The organism is Vibrio sp. 10N.247.310.24, from assembly GCF_041467175.1.
GTDB lineage: Bacteria > Pseudomonadota > Gammaproteobacteria > Enterobacterales > Vibrionaceae > Vibrio > Vibrio tasmaniensis_A.
Window position 1 is genome coordinate 1 of record NZ_JBFSUD010000057.1, and the last position, 19,184, is coordinate 19,184.

General features: G+C 44.9%; 18 protein-coding genes. 16 read left to right on the forward strand and 2 right to left on the reverse strand.

Features of this window, described 5'->3' with window-relative positions:
* Positions 1-250: 250 nt before the first annotated feature.
* A complete protein-coding gene (locus AB6E08_RS16420) occupies positions 251-2,272 on the reverse strand; it encodes an acetoacetate--CoA ligase (RefSeq protein ID WP_372063999.1) in 2,022 nt (673 codons plus the stop codon).
* A 199-nt stretch (positions 2,273-2,471) separates the two neighbouring features.
* Between AB6E08_RS16420 and phhA the strand changes: the two genes are divergently transcribed.
* The 6 genes from phhA (at position 2,472) to AB6E08_RS16450 (ending at position 7,801) form a co-directional block, all read left to right on the forward strand.
* A complete protein-coding gene (gene phhA, locus AB6E08_RS16425; RefSeq protein ID WP_009846042.1) occupies positions 2,472-3,266 on the forward strand; it encodes a phenylalanine 4-monooxygenase in 795 nt (264 codons plus the stop codon).
* Positions 3,256-3,594: a 4a-hydroxytetrahydrobiopterin dehydratase gene (locus AB6E08_RS16430; RefSeq protein WP_372063997.1), complete on the forward strand. Its 339-nt coding sequence runs from the start codon at positions 3,256-3,258 to the stop codon at positions 3,592-3,594. The genes phhA and AB6E08_RS16430 overlap by 11 nt, the downstream gene beginning before the upstream one ends.
* A gap of 143 nt (positions 3,595-3,737) precedes the next feature.
* On the forward strand, positions 3,738-4,838 hold the full coding sequence (locus AB6E08_RS16435) for a Fic family protein (protein ID WP_372063995.1): 1,101 nt from the start codon (positions 3,738-3,740) through the stop codon (positions 4,836-4,838).
* Positions 4,839-5,342: 504 nt separating this feature from the next.
* Positions 5,343-6,488: a PD-(D/E)XK nuclease family protein gene (locus tag AB6E08_RS16440; RefSeq protein ID WP_017102221.1), complete on the forward strand. Its 1,146-nt coding sequence runs from the start codon at positions 5,343-5,345 to the stop codon at positions 6,486-6,488.
* A gap of 290 nt (positions 6,489-6,778) precedes the next feature.
* The gene (locus AB6E08_RS16445) at positions 6,779-6,988 is read left to right on the forward strand and encodes a DUF3283 family protein (RefSeq protein WP_010432323.1); all 210 of its coding nucleotides are present in this window, start codon (positions 6,779-6,781) and stop codon (positions 6,986-6,988) included.
* 96 nt (positions 6,989-7,084) lie between these two features.
* The gene (locus tag AB6E08_RS16450; RefSeq protein ID WP_009846045.1) at positions 7,085-7,801 is read left to right on the forward strand and encodes a YebC/PmpR family DNA-binding transcriptional regulator; all 717 of its coding nucleotides are present in this window, start codon (positions 7,085-7,087) and stop codon (positions 7,799-7,801) included.
* A 178-nt stretch (positions 7,802-7,979) separates the two neighbouring features.
* On the opposite strand, the gene AB6E08_RS16455 is transcribed toward AB6E08_RS16450, so the two are convergent.
* Complete coding sequence (locus tag AB6E08_RS16455) at positions 7,980-8,231, reverse strand: DUF2798 domain-containing protein (protein WP_017084971.1); 252 nt, start codon at positions 8,229-8,231, stop codon at positions 7,980-7,982.
* Between the two features lie 84 nt (positions 8,232-8,315).
* Between AB6E08_RS16455 and AB6E08_RS16460 the strand changes: the two genes are divergently transcribed.
* The 10 genes from AB6E08_RS16460 (at position 8,316) to AB6E08_RS16505 (ending at position 19,152) form a co-directional block, all read left to right on the forward strand.
* On the forward strand, positions 8,316-9,218 hold the full coding sequence (locus AB6E08_RS16460) for a LysR family transcriptional regulator (protein ID WP_371694797.1): 903 nt from the start codon (positions 8,316-8,318) through the stop codon (positions 9,216-9,218).
* Between the two features lie 12 nt (positions 9,219-9,230).
* Positions 9,231-10,106: an NAD(P)-dependent oxidoreductase gene (locus tag AB6E08_RS16465; protein ID WP_012601274.1), complete on the forward strand. Its 876-nt coding sequence runs from the start codon at positions 9,231-9,233 to the stop codon at positions 10,104-10,106.
* A gap of 442 nt (positions 10,107-10,548) precedes the next feature.
* A complete protein-coding gene (locus AB6E08_RS16470; protein WP_017098814.1) occupies positions 10,549-12,159 on the forward strand; it encodes a methyl-accepting chemotaxis protein in 1,611 nt (536 codons plus the stop codon).
* Positions 12,160-12,391: 232 nt separating this feature from the next.
* Positions 12,392-13,072 carry a hypothetical protein gene (locus AB6E08_RS16475; protein ID WP_017098815.1) on the forward strand — a complete coding sequence of 227 codons (681 nt, stop codon included), beginning with the start codon at positions 12,392-12,394 and terminating at the stop codon, positions 13,070-13,072.
* An 87-nt stretch (positions 13,073-13,159) separates the two neighbouring features.
* Entirely contained in the window at positions 13,160-13,858 is a 699-nt protein-coding gene (locus tag AB6E08_RS16480) for an ABC transporter ATP-binding protein (RefSeq protein ID WP_017102216.1), read from the forward strand.
* Positions 13,846-15,144, forward strand: coding sequence for an ABC transporter permease (locus AB6E08_RS16485; RefSeq protein WP_372063993.1), 1,299 nt, complete (start codon positions 13,846-13,848; stop codon positions 15,142-15,144). Before AB6E08_RS16480 ends, AB6E08_RS16485 begins: the two co-directional genes overlap by 13 nt.
* Positions 15,137-15,919: an outer membrane lipoprotein-sorting protein gene (locus AB6E08_RS16490; RefSeq protein WP_372063991.1), complete on the forward strand. Its 783-nt coding sequence runs from the start codon at positions 15,137-15,139 to the stop codon at positions 15,917-15,919. The genes AB6E08_RS16485 and AB6E08_RS16490 overlap by 8 nt, the downstream gene beginning before the upstream one ends.
* A gap of 9 nt (positions 15,920-15,928) precedes the next feature.
* Positions 15,929-17,221 (forward strand): hypothetical protein, encoded by a 1,293-nt coding sequence (locus AB6E08_RS16495; RefSeq protein WP_372063989.1) that lies wholly within the window; start codon positions 15,929-15,931, stop codon positions 17,219-17,221.
* The gene (locus AB6E08_RS16500; protein WP_017102212.1) at positions 17,221-18,255 is read left to right on the forward strand and encodes a sensor histidine kinase; all 1,035 of its coding nucleotides are present in this window, start codon (positions 17,221-17,223) and stop codon (positions 18,253-18,255) included. Before AB6E08_RS16495 ends, AB6E08_RS16500 begins: the two co-directional genes overlap by 1 nt.
* Positions 18,256-18,327: 72 nt before the next feature.
* The gene (locus AB6E08_RS16505; RefSeq protein WP_017102211.1) at positions 18,328-19,152 is read left to right on the forward strand and encodes a LytTR family DNA-binding domain-containing protein; all 825 of its coding nucleotides are present in this window, start codon (positions 18,328-18,330) and stop codon (positions 19,150-19,152) included.
* Positions 19,153-19,184: the final 32 nt, after the last annotated feature.

The following is a 19,184-nucleotide window of genomic DNA, read 5'->3' on the forward strand; positions in this document are numbered from 1 at the left end:
GCTGATCAGATCGTAGGTTCTTGATTTAGTTCCATTGAATTACGCAACAAAGCCAATTTTGTTTTAAATATGACGTTCAGATCGCATTAAGATCTTTAGAAAAGGCACGAAGCCAAACAGATGAGAGGGTTCATGAGCTCAAAGAGTGGCTTCGATTTAGTTTTCAATCGGCTGCCTTTACTCTAGATGTTATCTGACAACCAAGTGAAAATTGGAGATAGTTAGCCACTTTCTAAGGCTAAGGCTAAAGCTAAAGCGAAACAACACGCTTTATCTCTTTCAAAACCTCGGCGTTAGCGATAGCCCCGAGGTTTTCTACACTCTTACCATTGATGACCTGTTTCACTGCCAGCTCCACCAGTTTGCCAGAGCGTGTTTTTGGCACGTCGCTGATCGCAAATATCTGGCTTGGCACGTGTCTTGGTGAACAGGATGATTTGAGTTTGCTTTTGATGGCTGTCAGTAACTCATCATCTAGATCCACACCTTGCTGCAGTTGGACAAACAGCCATATCTGCTCGTTGCGGTCGATGTCTTTGCCGACGGCTATCGAATCCACAATGCCTTCAATAGTGTTCACTTGCTGGTAGATCTCGGCAGTACCAATTCGCACACCACTAGGGTTGAGTGTGGTGTCGCCTCGCCCGTAGAACAGGTAGCCACCATGCACGCTCTGTGCGACTTCATCACCGTGATGCCACACATTATCGAACTTGTCCCAGTAAGTGCTGTGGTAGCGCTCTCCGGTGTCATTCCAAAAGCCAGCAGGGAAGTTGGGGAGGGAGTTTGTACACACCAGTTCGCCACGTTCGTGATCGACCTTGTGACCAGAAGAGTTGAACACCTTGATGTCGACGCCGAGCCCTGCCTGTTGGAACTCACCACGATACACCGGCGAGATAGGGTTGCCTAAAACAAAGCAGCCACAAATATCCGTGCCGCCAGAAATAGACGCCAAATGTAGGTCTTGCTTGATGTGTTTGTAGACGTAATCGAATTGCTCAGGGTAGAGCACTGAACCCGTCGAGCACAGTGTTCTTAAGTGGGGAAGAGAGTGGCTGTCGATCGGTGAGAGTTCCGCTTTCTCAATCGCTTCTAGGTACTTGGCTGAGGTGCCAAATGTCGATACATCAGCTCGCTGCGCTAAATCCCACAGAACGCTAGGTTGCGGATAAACCGGGCTACCATCAAAGATCACCAAACAAGCCCCGCTGGCGAGCGCAGAGACGTGCCAGTTCCACATCATCCAACCACAAGTGGTGTAGTAGAACACGCGATCTCTTGGTTTAATATCGCAGTGAAGTTGATGCTCTTTTAGGTGGTTGATGATGGTGCCGCCAACAGAATGCACAATACATTTTGGCTTGCCGGTGGTGCCAGAAGAGTAGAGTACAAACAGAGGTTCATTGAAGCCGACACGAGTAAATCGAAGAGGTTTTGGTTGATACTGATTGATGATGCTGTGCCAGTTTTGGAGTGACACGTCATGCTCAAAATCATTGTTCTTTAAATAGCCGATCTGACACACCTGTTTTAATTCGTTTAAGTGTTCGATGATTTCACGGTTTTTGTCCGTCATATCGAACGTCTTGCCATTGAAGGTGTAGCCGTCACAGGTGAAAAGCACCTTAGGTTTCACTTGGCCAAAGCGCTCAATCACGCTCTCGACGCCAAAATCAGGCGAAGTCGATGTCCAAATCGCACCCAAGCTAGTAGTTGCCAACATCGCAATCACGGTTTGAGGAAGATAAGGGGTATAAGCAGCAACTACATCACCTTGTTGAACACCTATATCGACAAGCCATTGTTGAACGTTAGATACTTCCTTACACAAGTTTTGCCATGTGTAGCTTTGATGCTCGCCACGCTCATTCTCAAACCAAATCGCAAGCTCGTTTGGTAACGTTTTTGATGAGTGCAGCAAGTTTTCGGCGTAGTTAACTTGAGCATTCGGAAACCACACCGCATCGCGATTCGATTTTGACTGTTGCCAACGGCTCTCGCCTTGAGTTTTGATGAGCTCTCTTTGTGCGTTATCAATACTGTCTTGCGAGCCCACCATTCCACAAAACTGCCAAACGTTCTGCCAAAACGACTCGGGATGTTCCACAGACCATTGATGAAGCTCCGTGTAGTTTTTCCATTCCGTCTCTAGCCCTAAGTCTTGTGGCTTTAATCCTGACAGAGTGAGGCTATCCATAAATCGGGTTACGTTGGCGTGTGCGATACGCTGGTCGCTAGGCTGCCAAATTGGCTTATTGCTTTCGTGCATTCCTTTACCTTTAACAAAATGTTAACGATTTCAGTCTGGTATTTAGGTTTTACAAAGTCAAAAGATCAGCAAAATAAGGGTGCGTCGGAACTGTGTAAACAAAATGTTACACAATCGCTTGTTTCGAAAAATCGCGCAAATTGGCGGATATAAGGAGTGGAGATAGGCTTAAAGTGAGACATTCGAAAGGAGGTGTGTAATGACTCAATATCATTCTAAGCCCGTGAGCCAAGAGGGATGGGTTGAGTGGAGCCTCGAAGAAGACGCCATTTGGCACGACTTAGTGAAAAGGCAACTGGACGCCATTAATGACCGCGCATGCGATGCTTATTTGCACGGTTTGACCCTGCTGGATCTGCCATTAGACAGAGTCCCTCAGCTTCCAGAGATAAATAAGGTGCTAATGGAAACAACAGGTTGGCAGGTTCAGCCTGTGCCCGCATTGATCGATTTCGACCGATTCTTTGATTTGCTCGCTAATAAAAAATTCCCAGTTGCGACATTTCTGAGAACGCGAGATGAGTTCGATTACTTACAAGAACCTGATTTCTTTCATGAAATTTTCGGCCACTGTGCCATGCTCACCAATGCCGATTTCGCGGCTTTCACTGAGCATTATGGAAAACTAGGCCAAGCCGCTACATCTAAACAGCGCGCCTATCTTGCCCGTTTGTATTGGTTTACGGTTGAGTTCGGTTTAGTAAAAGAGGGACAAAAACTGAAAATTTACGGCGGTGGTATTCTCTCGTCTCCGGCGGAAACCATGTATGCATTGGGTGGTGATTTGGCGGTTCGTGAGCGGTTCGATCTGCAAACAGTGTTAAGAACTCCTTATCGTATCGACATCATGCAGCCGAAATATTACGTGATCGACGAGCTGTCTGAGCTCTTCCAAATCAGTCAGGAAAACCTATTACAGCAAGCTGATCTCGCCATCGATGCGGGGTTACTACCACCACTTTTTGAACCCAAGGAACCAACACATGTTGAATGAACAAAAATGCGAAGCCTGCAGTATCGACGCGATTGCCCTAAGTAAAGACGAGCAACAGTCTTTATTGTTGGAGTTGTCTGATTGGCAAATCATCGAAAGAGACAGCATCCCACAGCTTGAGAAGGTGTTTAAGTTTAAGAACTACAAACAAGCGTGGGCATTCAGCAACAAAGTGTCAGAATTGGCGGAAGAAGAGTTTCACCACCCTTCGATCTTACTGGAGTGGGGCAAAGTCACCGTCACTTGGTGGAGCCACTCAATCAAAGGTCTGCACAAGAATGACTTCATCTGCGCCTCACACTGTGATGTGTTCTCGGAGAGTGAATAGTCCTTCTGGGCTGGGGAAGGACTTCTCCAGCCTCAATGATTTGAATACCCCATTATTCGACTCATTTTATGATTTGAATAATGAGCTTAAACAGCTCATAATGTGATTTGAATAAGTGATACTTTCGCATCATGGGGCGTAATATGTGGATTTGGCAGCAAGATAATTGGCCAAACTTTGTTTGGGATAATCAGAGAATAGGCGTGAGGTTAAGAGAAGTACGGCTTAATCAGGGCATCCTATTAGGCAAGATAACCTCTCAATCCGCAGACCAAACGCAAACAATGCTCGATACTTTGCTAGCGAACATTGTCCACTCCAGTGCGATAGAGGGAGAAAAGCTAAATGCCTTCTCTGTTCGTTCTTCTTTAGCTAACAAACTTGGCGTGAGCGAAGAGCGACCTTTTCCTACGACAGAACAAACTGATGGCTTAGCCGAAATTATGTTGGATGCCGTGCAGAACCTCACTGAGCCATTAGCGCTTGATAGGATTTTGCATTGGCACGATAGGCTGTTTCCTCAAGGTTACACCATGTTTAACCCTGTAATCGGAGGTCAGCTAAGAGGTGATACTCCCATGCAAGTGGTATCGGGAAGAATTGACCGTCCGACCGTACATTTTGAAGCACCTAGCCGAGACATTCTTGATGCTGAGTTAGATGCGTTTATCACATGGTTCAATGATTCACTTACCGACGCTACACTCGATCCCTTACTTAGAGCTGCGATAACTCACCTTTGGTTTATCACCTTACACCCGTTAGGTGATGGTAATGGTCGTATTACTCGATTGTTGACTGACTTGGCGTTAGCACAGGCCGAGCAGCAGTCGGTACGTTTCTATGCGATGTCGGTGGGGATTCTCGCTAACCGCAAGCATTACTACGAGATATTGGAGCGAACCCAGAAAGGTGGACTCGATATTAGCGAATGGTTGATGTGGTTCTTAGATACGTTAGACGAGACGTTTACAGGCGTTTTCTCTGAAGTCGATCAAACCGTTTATAAGACTAACTATTGGCGAAGTATCGACCAAACTAAGCTTACAACAGAACAAGTAAAAGTACTGAATAGGATGCTCGATGGTGATTTTTCTGAAGGTATCAATGCCAGCCACTATCAGAAAGTAGCAAAGGTGAGCAGTGCCACTGCAACACGTCATTTGAACGCTTTGATTGAGCATGGCTGCTTAGTCAAATCTGGTTCTGGCGGACGAAGCACCCGCTATCTGTTGCCTGAGTAGGGCTTAGGCTTCCACTCCCGTTTCTATGTTAAAAAGCTGCCAATGTTCAGGGTGAATGTTGGTGTTTTTTTGGGCTCTTTAACTCATTAATGTAGAAGCTGTTTGATGAACGATTAAAATAACCTGCCTGTTCGCATTCATAGTGACTAACTTGTTCGGAGCTTAGTCCGATTTTGACGAAGTTTAACTTCTTCATCCATATCTAAATTCCTTCAAGTTACGCCTAGGAACATCAACATAGTTGTGACTTTTCATTTGAAACCTGTCTTATATTTAGGATTAAATTGGATGTAACCTTCACACCATGGAATGATAGAACCTGGTTATGTTAGTAACTATTAGTATTAAATTTAATTACACTGAAACTGATCTGAGACATGATTGAATTCTTGAAAAAGTTTAAGGTAATCAAATGTTTCTCAATTAGGTTTATGATTTTCCTGACTGGGTTTTTAACGACAAGTAAGCGCTTGCTCAAGTCTTTTTAACAATCGTGGAAAGCTAATGAAATCGATTAATCATCAGTTCTTTTTAACACTTAAGCTGCTAAAGCAACGCTATGAAGAAAAGCCTCAATATAACCTCTTTCGTGTTCTCCGTAGTGAATCTGATGAAGTAAGACTTCATTCTCGGTTTGTTTGCGATCTTCTAAATCCACTAGGCAGCCATCAACATGGAGGCCTCTTATTAAAGAGTTTTTGTGAGCAGTTTGATTTGGACATTGATGTCGATAACGCATCTGTCTTTTCTGAATACAAGAATATCGATATTTTGATAAAAACTGATACCCATGCGATTGTCATTGAAAATAAAATTTACGCTGGGGATCAAGACCGTCAAATAAAAAACTATTATGAGTACATGTGTGCGGAAGGCTATAAGCACGAAAATATCATTCTAATATACCTTACGCTAGATGGTCGAGAGGCGAGAGAAGAGAGCGCGGAAGAGTTAGTTGGGCAAGTTATTTCTCTTAGTTATCATACGGATATGTGTTACTGGTTAGACCGTCTCATTGAAATTTCAGCAAGAGATAATCCTCTTCGTGAGGCTCTTGTACAATACTTAGACCTCATTCACAAACTAACACATCAGACGGATAATATGGACTATTTAAAGCAACTCAAACAACTATTACTTACCGATGATTTAATTAATATTGTCCCTGATATTCAACAAGCATATACCGAAATAAATGTTGATGCGCAACTAGCAATGTGGAAGTTACTGGCTAAAAAATTAGAAGTTGAGTTTGGGCAATTATCAAGTGAAGAGTCATTTAATCTGTCTGATGATCCGGAGCAGAGAATTCGTTCTTATGTACAAAAAGAACGTAATTCAAGGTACATAGGTTTATGGGTGAAGCTTGAAGGGTATATTGATGCTTATATTGGCGTTGAGCAAGATTACCATCTGTATCTTGGCATTTATAGCAAGCACACTGAAGATAAAAAGAAACTCGCTTTAAAATTTAGCGGACAGTACTCAACGGATGAAAATTTACCTGCATGGAAATATGCTTCGCCTAATATTCCTTTCCGGGACTTAGACGCAGGTACACTTAAACAACTCAGTTCTCATCAGTATTTAGAAGAGTTTACGAGTGGTGTGATTAATGACATGAAGGCAATGCTCTCTTTACTAAGCTAGAGGGGCACATCTTTCCAAATGGTTAGCTAAATTACAAATTCAATCCTTTTTAGTTAACCGTTTGTAGATTGTATTCATCGATGAGTACGTAAATTATATTAATTTTACTTCCGCTAAGGTGGCAACGTCTTAGCTATTTGCAAACACTCTTTTCCCAAACTAGCTTGACCTGCATCAGCGACTTGCTGCTTTCTCGTCCTACAACCCCCACTATTGCTCATAGTATTGGTTTTATGAGGCTGCTCTATGATATATTTCTCGGCCAAGTGTATTACAGACGAAGGCTAATAATGTCTATCAACCTTTCACTCCTTCCACCCAGCGAGAAAAATAAAATCGAACTGGATAAGCAAGCATCGTTTCTTGTATGGAAATTGAAGCAAGCGAAATGTGGCCCTGAAGCCATTGTTGAAGAAGCAATGAAGCTAGGTGATCCAGAAGAAAAGGCTTGGTTTGAGCAGTCTGTAGAAAAATACAAACGGGTAATGGGTGTCGCATAAACGCAGATAAACCTTACCCAGCAAAGCTGTTGAATTGAAATGACGCAGTAATTTGCTAGAATTTGCACCGTTAATTGAATCAGAGAGAAGATCCCGATGGGAAGAAGTTTTGAAGTGCGCAAGGCCTCAATGGCGAAAACTGCAGGCGCAAAAATTAAAGTTTATTCTAAATACGGTAAAGAGATTTACGTACTGGCTAAGAACGGCAGCTCTGACCCAGACATGAACCTACCTCTTAAGCACCTGATTGCTAAAGCGAAGAAAGACCAAGTACCCGCTCACGTTATCGACAAAGCGATCGATAAAGCGAACGGCGGCGGCGGTGAAGACTTCCAACCAGCTCGTTACGAAGGTTTTGGCCCAGGTGGCACAAGCGTAATCGTTGACTGTTTAACAGACAACGGTAACCGTACTTTCCAAGATGTTCGCCAATGTTTCGTTAAAACTGGCGCGAAAATCGGTGTTGAAGGTACTGTTTCTCACATGTTCGCTCACCAAGCTGTATTCCAGTTTGCAGGCGAAGATGACGAGATCATCCTAGAAACGCTAATGATGGAAGACGTAGACGTGACTGACGTTGAGCTAGAAGACGGTGTTATCACTGTATTCGCTCCAACGACTGAGTTCTTCAAAACGAAGACAGCACTAAACGCTGCGTTCCCAGACCTAACGCTAGACGTTGAGGAAATCACTTTCGTTCCTCAAACAACTACGCCAGTAGCTGAAGAAGATTCTGAGAAATTCCAGAAGTTCTTAGACATGCTTGACGACTGTGATGACGTTCAGCAGGTTTACCACAACGCTGAGCTGTGATATCAATCAATAATTGATAGCTTTGCTCTTGTGAGTAGAATGTAGAATACAAAAAACCGAGCCTAGTGCTCGGTTTTTTTATGGGCGTCATTCAGGCATTTATCTGTGAACATAGCTTTTTTATCGTAGCTCTTTGGTGGAAGAACCTAGGTCATAGTTCCTGAACATTAGCCCTTGATCATCGTTCCGTGATCTCTGGTACGCAAAGCGTTCTCGGGCGACAAATCCATGCTGAGAGTTTTCTGATCAAAGGGAGCACGGTGAGGTTGAGCGTGATGGCACACGGCCAAGCAATCAAAAAGCTTTGCAGCCAGATTGGCGGCCATTCGTGGCTGAATCCCATTTTGTAGCCAGAAATTAACCCAGACATGATGGTCGCCATGGTCAGGGAGGATAAAATCGCGGTTACCCAAAATTGTTTGTTGTTCATACAGTGTTCTCCCGTGATTTTCTGTTGTTGATGAGATAAGGTTACATCTATCCATTAGTGAGAAAAATAGGCACATATAGAAGCATGAATTCCATATTTGGAAACATTGATGATCTGTTCTTATTCTGTGCAGTGGTTGAAGAGGGCTCTTTGCTATCGGCTTCTAAACGGCTGCAACTCCCAGTGTCGACTATGTCGCGTAGGCTAACCGCATTGGAAGATCGCCTGAATATCCGACTTTTAGAAAAGAAAGGTCGTGAGCTGGTGGCCACCAAAGACGGCGAGGCGGCCTTTTCTGCACTGAGCAGCGGCATGGAGTCGATTCATCAGGGCTTTAATAGCTTGCTAGAAGAGCGTGACGCTATTCAAGGCAAGATAAAGCTCGCCGTACCTCACAACTTCTATAGTGGCTTTTTAAGGTCGATGGTAGAGCAATTCCTCACTCAATATCCGAACGTTCAGCTCGACCTTACCTTGAGCCAGCAACAGTTTATCCCGCAGACCGACCGTGACTTACTGATCACGTTTAAGATCTCAGAGATGGAAGGCATGATTGCTCGTCCACTTTTCAAAGCCAAACACGGATTTTTCGCGAGCCAAGAATACTTAGATTCGCGTGAGACGATTGAAAAGCCGGACGACCTAGAGCTTCAAGACTGGATCAACGTTGATGATGTGTTTGATATGCCACTCTACAAATCCGACCGCTTGGAACAGATGATCACGATTAAACCCAAGTTCATTGTCAACGATATTCATGCGGTAGCGGCGGCCGCGCAAAAAGGCTTGGGGCTTGCTTCATTGCCTTTTCGTCATGTATCCCCTGAGATGAATTTGATTCAAGTGCTCCCTGAGTATCATCGGGGTGATCGCCAAGCGTATTTAGTGTACAAAGAAAGAAAATATCAGCCAAAGGCTTTGACCCTGCTTATTGATGCGTTGATTGAGAGTGTTCGATCTTTTCATAGCGATGACTTGGTCAAATAAAAGGAGAAAGAAATGAAAGTAAGTTTTATCGGGCTAGGCGTTATGGGCTTCCCAATGGCAGGCCACCTAGTCAAAGCCGGTTTTGAAGTAACGGTGTTTAACCGCACTCACAACAAAGCATTAGACTGGGCTGATAAACACCAAGGTAAAACGGCAGAATCTGTGGCTGAGTGTGTCGCAGAAGCTGACGTGGTATTGGTTTGTGTAGGTAATGATGACGACGTACGCAGCATGACAACCAGCGAAACAGGCGCATTGGCAGCAATGAAGCCAAACGCGATTCTTGTCGACCACACTACAACGTCTGCTGTGCTGTCTGAAGAGCTTGAAGTGGCAGCGAAGCAAGCTGGTGTTCGCTTTATGGACGCGCCTGTATCTGGTGGCCAAGCGGGCGCAGAAAACGGCGTGCTAACCATCATGTGTGGCGGAGAACAAGCGCTTTTCAACGACCTTCAACCTGTGTTCGAAGCTTACGGTAAGTCGTCAGTTCTGATGGGTAAAGTAGGCCAAGGCCAACGCGCAAAGATGGTCAATCAGATCTGCATTGCAGGTGTATTGAATGGTCTTTCTGAAGGTTTGGTACTTGCAGAGAAATCAGGTCTTGATATCCCAACTCTGGTTGATTGCCTTAAAAATGGCGCTGCCGGTTCATGGCAGATGGAAAACCGCGCGACCACAATGGCGCAAGATAAATTCGATTTCGGCTTTGCCATTGATTGGATGATCAAAGACTTAGGTTTCTGCCTAGATGAAGCAGAACGCCAAGGCATCCAACTTCCTTTGACGGAAAAGACCAACAACGCCTACAAGACACTGTCTGCCCAAGGACAAGGTCGCATGGATACATCAGTATTGATGAAAGCTGTAGTTGAAGAGACTAAGAAGTAGAAGAGACGAAAAAGTAGAAGAAACTAAGAAATAGAAGAGTTTGAATAGTAGACGAGATTAAGTAGAGAGACTAAAAGTCGTCGAAGCTTCGCTCTGTTTTGACAAAATAGCCGCTAACTAGCGGCTATTTTTTGTTTTTAATCAAAAAGAAAAATAACATATCTTTCAACAATGTAAGTGGTTGTAAGCTTATTTTGGTTGAAAGTCCATCAGCACCGTTCGCGTGCTGCGAGATCTGTATCAATTTCGCTTCACTCTATGCTGGTGAATTGTTTAATTGATCAAGTTATGTTGCTATTCCATTACAAAATAGTTGAGGAACGATCGCAGCTTGAACTGGTCTGTTTAGGTTGGTGGGTTATAAGTCAATGATAAAATCATTAAAAAGCGTGATACAATTATCATTATTAATAAATTCCCATACATTATTTTTCAGGGTTATATGAAATCAATATCAACAAAGCTTCTTCTAGTTCCACTGTTCTTTTCTATCTTTTTAGTTGTAAGCAACTTAAAAAGCGAAGCTACTTCAAATGAGGTTATGGACAGTTTTCACTCTGTGTACGAGGACCGAGTCATTCCGTTATCTGATTTGAAAAGTATTTCGGATTTGTACGCGGTAAGCGTGATTGATGCGGCGAATAAATACCATGTGGGAATGATAGAGCAGACGGCTTTTTATTCTGGTGTTTCTGTTGCGATGAAAGAGGCTCATGAGCTATTCCTTCATTATCTGGCAACGCAGCTAACACGAGAAGAAGAGGGGTTGGCAAAAGAGCTTCAACTTAAAATAGACAAGGTGGAGCGAGAAGTACCATTAATTCTTGATAAACATAGAAATATGATGATTGATGATTCTGAGATGATCACTCAGCTTTATCTCCTTGTTGATGATATGGGAGGCGTTCTTGGTGAATTGATCTCATTGCAATTGGACGTCGCTAAGGAAGAATTAGCCCATTCTGATTCAGTTTTAGAGTCCAACTCTTCTTTCTCATGGTGGCTGGTTCTTTTCTCTTCTATCGTTGCTTCTGGCTCATCTTATTTCCTAGTGAAAAGAGAATTGAGAAATTTGCCATTGATCGTAAATTGGATTAGAGCCCTTGAGAATGGACGTTTATCGGACGTTAAATTGAAAGAGGGTGGAAATGAGCTCGACACTATTTCAGATTCTTTGTCTCAACTGTCTGCAAAATTGAATGATATCCTGTCACAGGCAGGTGTAAGCATGAATTCAATTAACCAAAAGCAAGAAGAGTCTTTAGCTCTGATAGAGCGATCCCAGAGTAACTCTTTGAATGAACTATCATCGGTAGAGCAAATCGCGACGGCCGCGACTGAGTTATCTTCAACAGCAAGAGATGTTGCAGACAACGCACAAAGAGCTGAGCAGTCAGCGATGGAAGCGAATGACATTATTCAGCTAAGCCATGGAACATTGAAAAACTCAACTGACACGACAGAAGAAATTTCTGAATCAATATCAGAAACTCAAACGGTCGTGAATTTACTTAGAGAGCACTCAGAGCGTATCAGCAGTGTTGTTGAGGTAATTAAGAACATCTCTGAGCAAACCAACTTGTTAGCGCTTAATGCCGCGATTGAAGCGGCTAGAGCCGGTGAGCAAGGAAGAGGGTTTGCTGTTGTTGCTGATGAAGTAAGAGCTTTGGCTGGGAAAACTCAGCAGTCGACTATCGATATTCAAGAGATCATTGCGCAGTTACAAGACCAATCTAAGCAAGCGGATGAATCTATGGTGAAAAACGTTGAACTGATGCGCTTAACAAAGTCTACGACCGATGAGCTTGCTCAATCTTTTCATTCGATATCAGAAAAGGTTTTAAGTATTTCAGAAGTGAATGCCATCGTTGCTACGGCATCAGAAGAGCAAAGTGCCGTTACGACAGATATATCGACACAGCTTGAAAATATGAACATATTGGTTCAACAAAACATTGAAGGCATTGATCAATCTGCACAAGCAAACCAAAGCGTTGTTGAAGTGACGAAAGAACTCAACTCAGAGCTAAGTTTCTTTAAGTTAGATAAATAATGAGTCATGCAGTGTGCCTTTTCTTTAGATGTGAAGCATAGTTGATTTAGACCATGACAAGATAGCCGCCATTGAGCGGCTATTTTTTTGTCTGTATTTTTTGTCTCTCTTTACCGTTCACACTCTCGAACAACCATTCACTCCTCGTAATTACCATTCGTCGCATTGATAAAACGGCATGACAAATTCTAGTTAACCTTTCAACGTCAACATTTGAAAGGGATTAGAAATCATGACTACTTCACACTCATTTAATTCAGGCTCTACCACTTCTCTGCTTAAGCGTTCATTACTGATTGCGCTTGTTTCTTTTGCACCGTCGTTAGCTTTGGCTAACCCAAGCTCTGACGTGCTCGATATCTATAATCAAGCCGCGCAAGGCAATGAAGACTTGGTTGAAGTAGCGTATGAACGCCTGAATGACACGTTACAACAAAATGGTGCTACGCCACTGACTTTGGTTTATCTAGGCAGCACAGAAACCCTGATGGGGCGTGATGCGTTCTTACCTTGGAACAAGATGAAGTATGTGGAGAAAGGCTTATCAACCATTGATAAATCACTGGTGCTGCTGAAAGACGAAGACCAACCGATTCATGAGCAACCTCGTGTTCAAGGGCTGCCAGATTCTTACCTAACTCGCGCAATGGCCGCCGTTACTTACACCTCGCTACCCGACATGTTTAACCATTTCGATCGTGGTTATGACTTGTTCCTCTCGTTACTTGCGGAAGATGATTTCCAACAACAACATTTCGCTGCGACCTCATGGATTTACCGTTACGCCATTACCGCATCGATTCGTGCTGAAGACTTCGAGCAAGCACAGGTGTGGCTTGAAAAAATGGAAAATACCGATGCCGGAAACATCGAGACCATGACAGCGAAGGCCCTAATAGCGAAAGCCAAGTAACAGTTGCCAAAGCCAAATAACAGCTGTGAAAGCTCAATTTCGGCTTGCGAGAGCTTGAGAATGGATTGGTAATAAGAGGACAACGAAATGATTGAATTTAAAGGTATCGGCAAGGCGTATGTCACGGGCGGTCAACGTGTTGATGCATTAAACGGGGTCGATGGACACATCCAACGCGGTGAAATGGTGGCGCTGTGTGGGCCGTCTGGGTCAGGGAAAAGCACACTTTTGAATATTCTTGGATTGTTGGATATGGACTACCGAGGCGAGATAAATATTGATGGCCAACCATATCCGACAGAGAAAATCGCCGCTGCACGTTTTCGTCGTCAGTCGTTGGGTTTTGTATTTCAGCGCTTCAATTTGGTTCCTGTGATGACCGCGCTAGAAAACGTCGCTTACCCATTGATGTTGAACCAATGCTCAAAACAAGAACAGCAGACCAGAGCTCAAGAGATGTTAGAGCGTGTTGGGCTAGGAGATTACGTTCATCACCGTCCAGACAACCTTTCAGGTGGCCAGCAACAACGTGTCGCGATAGCCAGAGCGCTGATCCATAACCCAAGCTTGGTGATTGCCGATGAGCCGACCGCTAGCTTAGACAGCCACACCGCCAACCTTGTGATCGATATCATGAAAGAGCTCGGCCACGAAATGGGCACGACTTTTATCGTCGCAACGCACGACCCAAGAATGGCGCAGCGTTGTGACCGAGTGATTGAGTTAATCGATGGCCAACTGGCTCCGCAAACTACAGCAACGGAGGCGATCTCATGGGCAAGCTAACACAAGGGTTGAGCACTGTTCTGGTTCCTACGTCGGTTCGCTTAGCGTGGCTTAATCTATTAAGAAATGGTCGCCGTAGTTTGTTGTCGGTGTTGATCATCGCGATTGCCGTATTTGCACTCACCAGTGCGGGTGGCTATGGGCTTTACACCTACGAATCCTTAAGGGAATCGACCGCGCGCGATACTGGTCATCTTACTTTGAGCACACCGGGTTATTTTGAGCAAGATGAAGACATGCCGCTGAGCAATGGTCTCGATAATGTTCAAGCGCTCACCAAGAGCATTATTGGTGACAGTGATGTGCGTGGCGTTCAACCACGAGTCTACTTCAGCGGCTTGGTTTCTAACGGCAGTAAGTCGACCATCTTTATGGGAACGGGCGTTAATGAGCGTGAGTTCGACATGAAAGGACCATTCCTTGATGTGCGCAGCGGGCAAACCCTGTCGGATGTGAAATCCCCAAGATACGACAGCCAAGAACCACAAGTGATGCTAGGAACTGACCTTGCTCGTAACCTCAAAGTTGCGGTTGGTGATTGGGTTACACTGCTTGCGACTACTAGTGATGGCGCTTTGAATGCCTTTGATTTTAAGGTGCAGGGCATCTACTCGACAGGGGTGCCTGAGCTGGATAAGCGTCAGCTTTACGTACACATCACCACTGCTCAAGAGCTTTTGGCCTCAGACAAAGTCAGTACCTTGTCGGTGTTCCTATTTGAAACCAACAAGACCTCGACCGTTCAACAGCGTATCCAAACTGCTTTAGATCGAAATAGCGCGAGCCAAAACGATCAAGGCGCAGAGATCGAGATCACCCCATGGCAAGATCGCGCGTTTTTCTACACCAAGGTTAAAGATCTTTACGACCGTATCTTCGGCATCATGGGCGCAGTGATGGCATTGGTGGTGTTCGTGTCTTTGTTTAACACTATGACCATGTCGGTGACAGAACGTACTCGTGAAATCGGCACCTTGTCGGCACTCGGGAGTTACCCCTCTGAAATCGTCACAGGCTTCTTAAAAGAGGCGGGATTGCTGGCTGTGATTGGCAGCGCGATAGGCGCATTAGTGAGTGGCTTAGTGTCGGTGTTATTGCTGGTGGTTGATATCCAAATGCCACCACCTCCGGGTCGAACCGAAGGCTACCCACTCAACATTTACTTCTCATTAGAATTGGTTGGTTACGCTACTTTAGGTGTGCTGACGATATGTTTGCTGGCAGCTTATTTCTCTGCTCGCAAAGGCGTGAATAAGCCAATCACGGAGGCGCTGGTTTATGTATAAATTTACTCGTTTACTCACTGTTTTAGGTTCTGTATTGGTTCTGGTTTTAGTATCGACACCAAGCTGGGCGGTTGATTCACAACAAGTCACTGAGATGATCGCCAAGGCTGATAGTTACCGGTTGAACAGCGCACAAGCCTCTAAGGTAGTGTCTTTGGTGGCGTTGTATCAAGACGAGCAACTCGACAAGACCCGTGAATACAATGTCTACACAAGACCAAATCGGGAGTCGTTAGTGGTCTTTAAATCAGCTGTCGAGGCGGGTCAAAAGATGCTGATGATTGAAGACAACTATTGGCTGTTGATGCCGAAATCTCGCCGACCAATTCGTATCACCCCAATGCAAAAGCTATTGGGCGAAGCCTCGGTAGGGGACATCTCGACGCTCACTTGGAGCGAAGATTACCAAGGTGAGTGGGTTGACGAACAACAGGTAGAGATGCCGACTGGCGAGAAACTCGATACCCATCACTTAAAGCTATCGGCGAAAACTAAGGGTGCCAGCTATCAGTCGATTGATCTGTGGTTAACAGCAGACCGAGCGTTTCCAGTTAAAGCGGATCTGTATCTGCGTTCAGGAAAGCTAGCCAAGCAAGCGTGGTTTACTGAAGGTGTGCGTGATGGATTACCCACAGTGATGTCGATGACCTTGCTCGATAAGATTCAACCAAGCAAGAAAACCGTGATTGAGTATCGCGAAGTGATTGAGCAAAGCTTGGAAGACAAGTATTACAACCCTGCTTACTTATCGCGTAACAGCGTGTCTGGGCTGTAGGTGAGCGTCATGAAAGCTTCCAATCGCCGATTCCACATTAAGTCTTCAATCGCTACTTTGCTTGCCTTGTCTTGTGTGAGTCACCCGATTCAAGCGGACGATCTGAGCTTGGCGTGGGATTGGCAACTCAGTGCAGAAGCGATTGAATCGCGTGAGTCGCCATTTAGCCCCTTACCATCTGATAATCGTCAGTCTTTAAATGGCTTGCTGGATCTAGAGGTTGGTTACGGCAATTGGCTTGGCCTGTTCGCAGTCAAAGCCAATGATATTGTGAGCAACGGCCCTCAAGAACAAGAGACGAGCTTTGAATCGGAATTTATTGTGCGTGAGTTGTTCTGGCAAGGTGGTGTCGAGCTGTCGAATTCATTAATCGGCGACCATTACCTCGATGTCACGCTTGGCAAGGTTCGCCTTGATTGGGGCGTGGGTTATGGTTATCGACCGTTAGACATCATCAAGCCTTATCGACAAAATCCAGTGGGCATTGTCGCAGAAGAGGGCGCGGGTGTGGCCTCGGCGTCACTGTTCGATATGACGGGAGAATGGACACTGCTTTACAGCGATTCGTCATGGACTTCTCAAGACGTAAATGAATTCGAAAAGCAGAACCAACAACAAGGCTTTGGGCTGCGTCGTTATAACCTGGTGGGCGATCACGAATATCAATGGGTCGCTTATTATGACGATGTACGTCACGGCTTGCTTGGGGCGAGTTTAGTGTCCGTGCTCAATCTCGCTTGGGAGTTTCATGGCTCTGTTGTCTATCAACGACAAAGCCTTGGCTACAGTCAGCCTAATTCAATGCTTAAACAGGTTTATCTCGAAGAGCAGGGCGAGGCTTATCAAGCGTTAGCAGGACTAACATGGGCCAATGGCACGGGTCACAATGTGGTCTTGGAATATTGGTTTGATAGCCGCGCTTGGAGCAATTCTGAATGGCAAAGTGCAATAGAAAGTGCAGAGTTTTTGTCTGTTAATCCGATGACAGCATCACTAGCAGGGTCTTATGCTCAAGGTTATCAACACGCCAATTTGGTTCAGCACAACATCATGTTTCATTGGTCTCTGGATTCGACACATGGCTGGCTTGAAGATATCACGCCAACATTCGACGTGATGTTATCTCCACAAGATGGCGGTTTTATTGCGACTCAGTGGCTCAATTATCAGGCTCTAGATAATGGTAATTCATCGTTGGATTTGGAACTTGCTGCACGCTTTCTAGGCGGCAAAAGTGATTCTGCTTACGCCAGCTTACCCGATAGTCATATGATTCTCTTAAATATCAAAGGACGATTTTAATGGACACTTCTTCAAACAGTCGATTTTCATGGATTAAGAGTTTCGCGTTCACCACGTTATTTTGTGTTCTTATTGCGATTACAACCCATACGATTTGGGGCGGCGGATTAACGGTTAACCTGGCAATCAGTTTTGGCTTTGGTTACAGCGCCGTGGGTTCTTCTTTCATCTTGGTGAAATTGTTTAAGAGAACATCACGAACGCTTGAAGTGGGAATCTCAATGGTGTTCGCGATGACCTTTGGTACCTTGAACGCGCACTATTGGTTGAACGGATATTTCGGGGCCAATATCTCGGATCTTAAATCTGTGGTGTTGCTCGGTGTGATCTTCTGTTCGGTTTGCTATTACTATTTCTATACCCGAGAGCAGCAGTTACGTGCCGATAACGAATTGGAAGTGGCCAAGCGTCGTCAGGCCGATCAAGAAAAGGTGGTGGTGCTCAGTCAGCTTAAACAACTACAGAGCCAAATTGAACCGCACTTCTTGTTCAACACACTTGCGACCATCAATGTGTTGATTGAGAGTGACAGCGCGAAAGCCAAGTTGATGCTCGAAAAACTGACTGACTTATTGCGTGTGACTTTGAAAAACAGCCGCAACGAGCAATCGACCATCGCACAAGAGGTCGACTTGTTAGACGCTTATCTTAATATCCAAAAGATACGCTTGGGGGAGCGCTTAACGTTCTCGATTGAAACACACGAGATTAGTGAATTGCAGGTGATTCCACCGTTCTTGATTCAACCTTTGGTCGAGAATGCACTCACACACGGTATTGAACCCAAAGCCGCTGGTGGCCAAGTGAATATTCGTATTACTCAACAATCCCAGCAGCTAAAAATTGAAGTGGCTGATAATGGCGCTGGGTTGAAAACGCCTTCTGCGAATACGGGTCACGGTGTTGGGTTAAGCAATATTCGTCAAAGAATCGAAACCCTGTATGGTGATAAGGCGAGCCTAACGATTACTGAACACGCTGAAGGTGGGGTAGTCTCAACGATCTTGTTACCGTTGACTGATGCAGCCGCCTAGAATTACAGACCAGAAAGCACAGAACAGTGACGAAAAATAGACGATTTACAGTGTGAATTTAAAGGACTAACCATGAACAACCCAGCAGTACAGCCGATCGTAACGGCGATTATCGCAGACGATGAAGCACTGTTAAGGCACCACCTAGACAAGAGTTTGGCTGAGGTTTGGCCGGAGCTAGAGATCGTCAGCAAGGCACAAAATGGTTTGGAGGCGATGCAGAGTATTCAGCAGCTTAAGCCCGACGTGGCTTTTCTCGATATTCGTATGCCTGAGCTAGATGGCATCTCGCTGGTGAAACAACTCAAGAAGCTAGCTTCACCGCCATTGATTGTGTTTATCACGGCTTATGACGAATACGCGGTCAAAGCTTTTGAGCACAATGCGATGGATTACCTGCTTAAGCCTATCAATGAAGAGCGTTTACTAGCGACATGTCAGAAGGTGCAAGCGCGTCTGTCGAGCAATCAAACACAATCAGGTATTACGCCAGAACAGCCCGATATTACGGCGTTAATGAGTCAGCTTCAGCTATTATCTCAATCAACATCACAGCAAGTTCAATATCTAACATGGCTTAAAGCCAGTGTCGGAGAAGACATTCACTTAATCGCTGTCGATGATGTGGCTTACTTCAAAGCGGAAGACAAGTACGTCTCGATATTCAAAAAAAGCCAAGGCGGCTCTCTAGAGGAGTTTATTCTTCGCGTGTCTCTAAAAGAGCTGATCGCCCAGCTTAACCCGGATGAGTTCTGGCAGATCCATCGTTCGGTGGTGGTGAAAGTGTCGGCCATTGATAAGGTAAAGAAAGGGCTCTCAGGTCAGATGTCGGCGTATGTTTCTGGAGAAAAGTTACCGATCAGCCGTGCTTCCCAAGCTCTTTTTAAAGGGATGTGAGAAACTTGTTTAAAGGAATCCAATAAATTAGT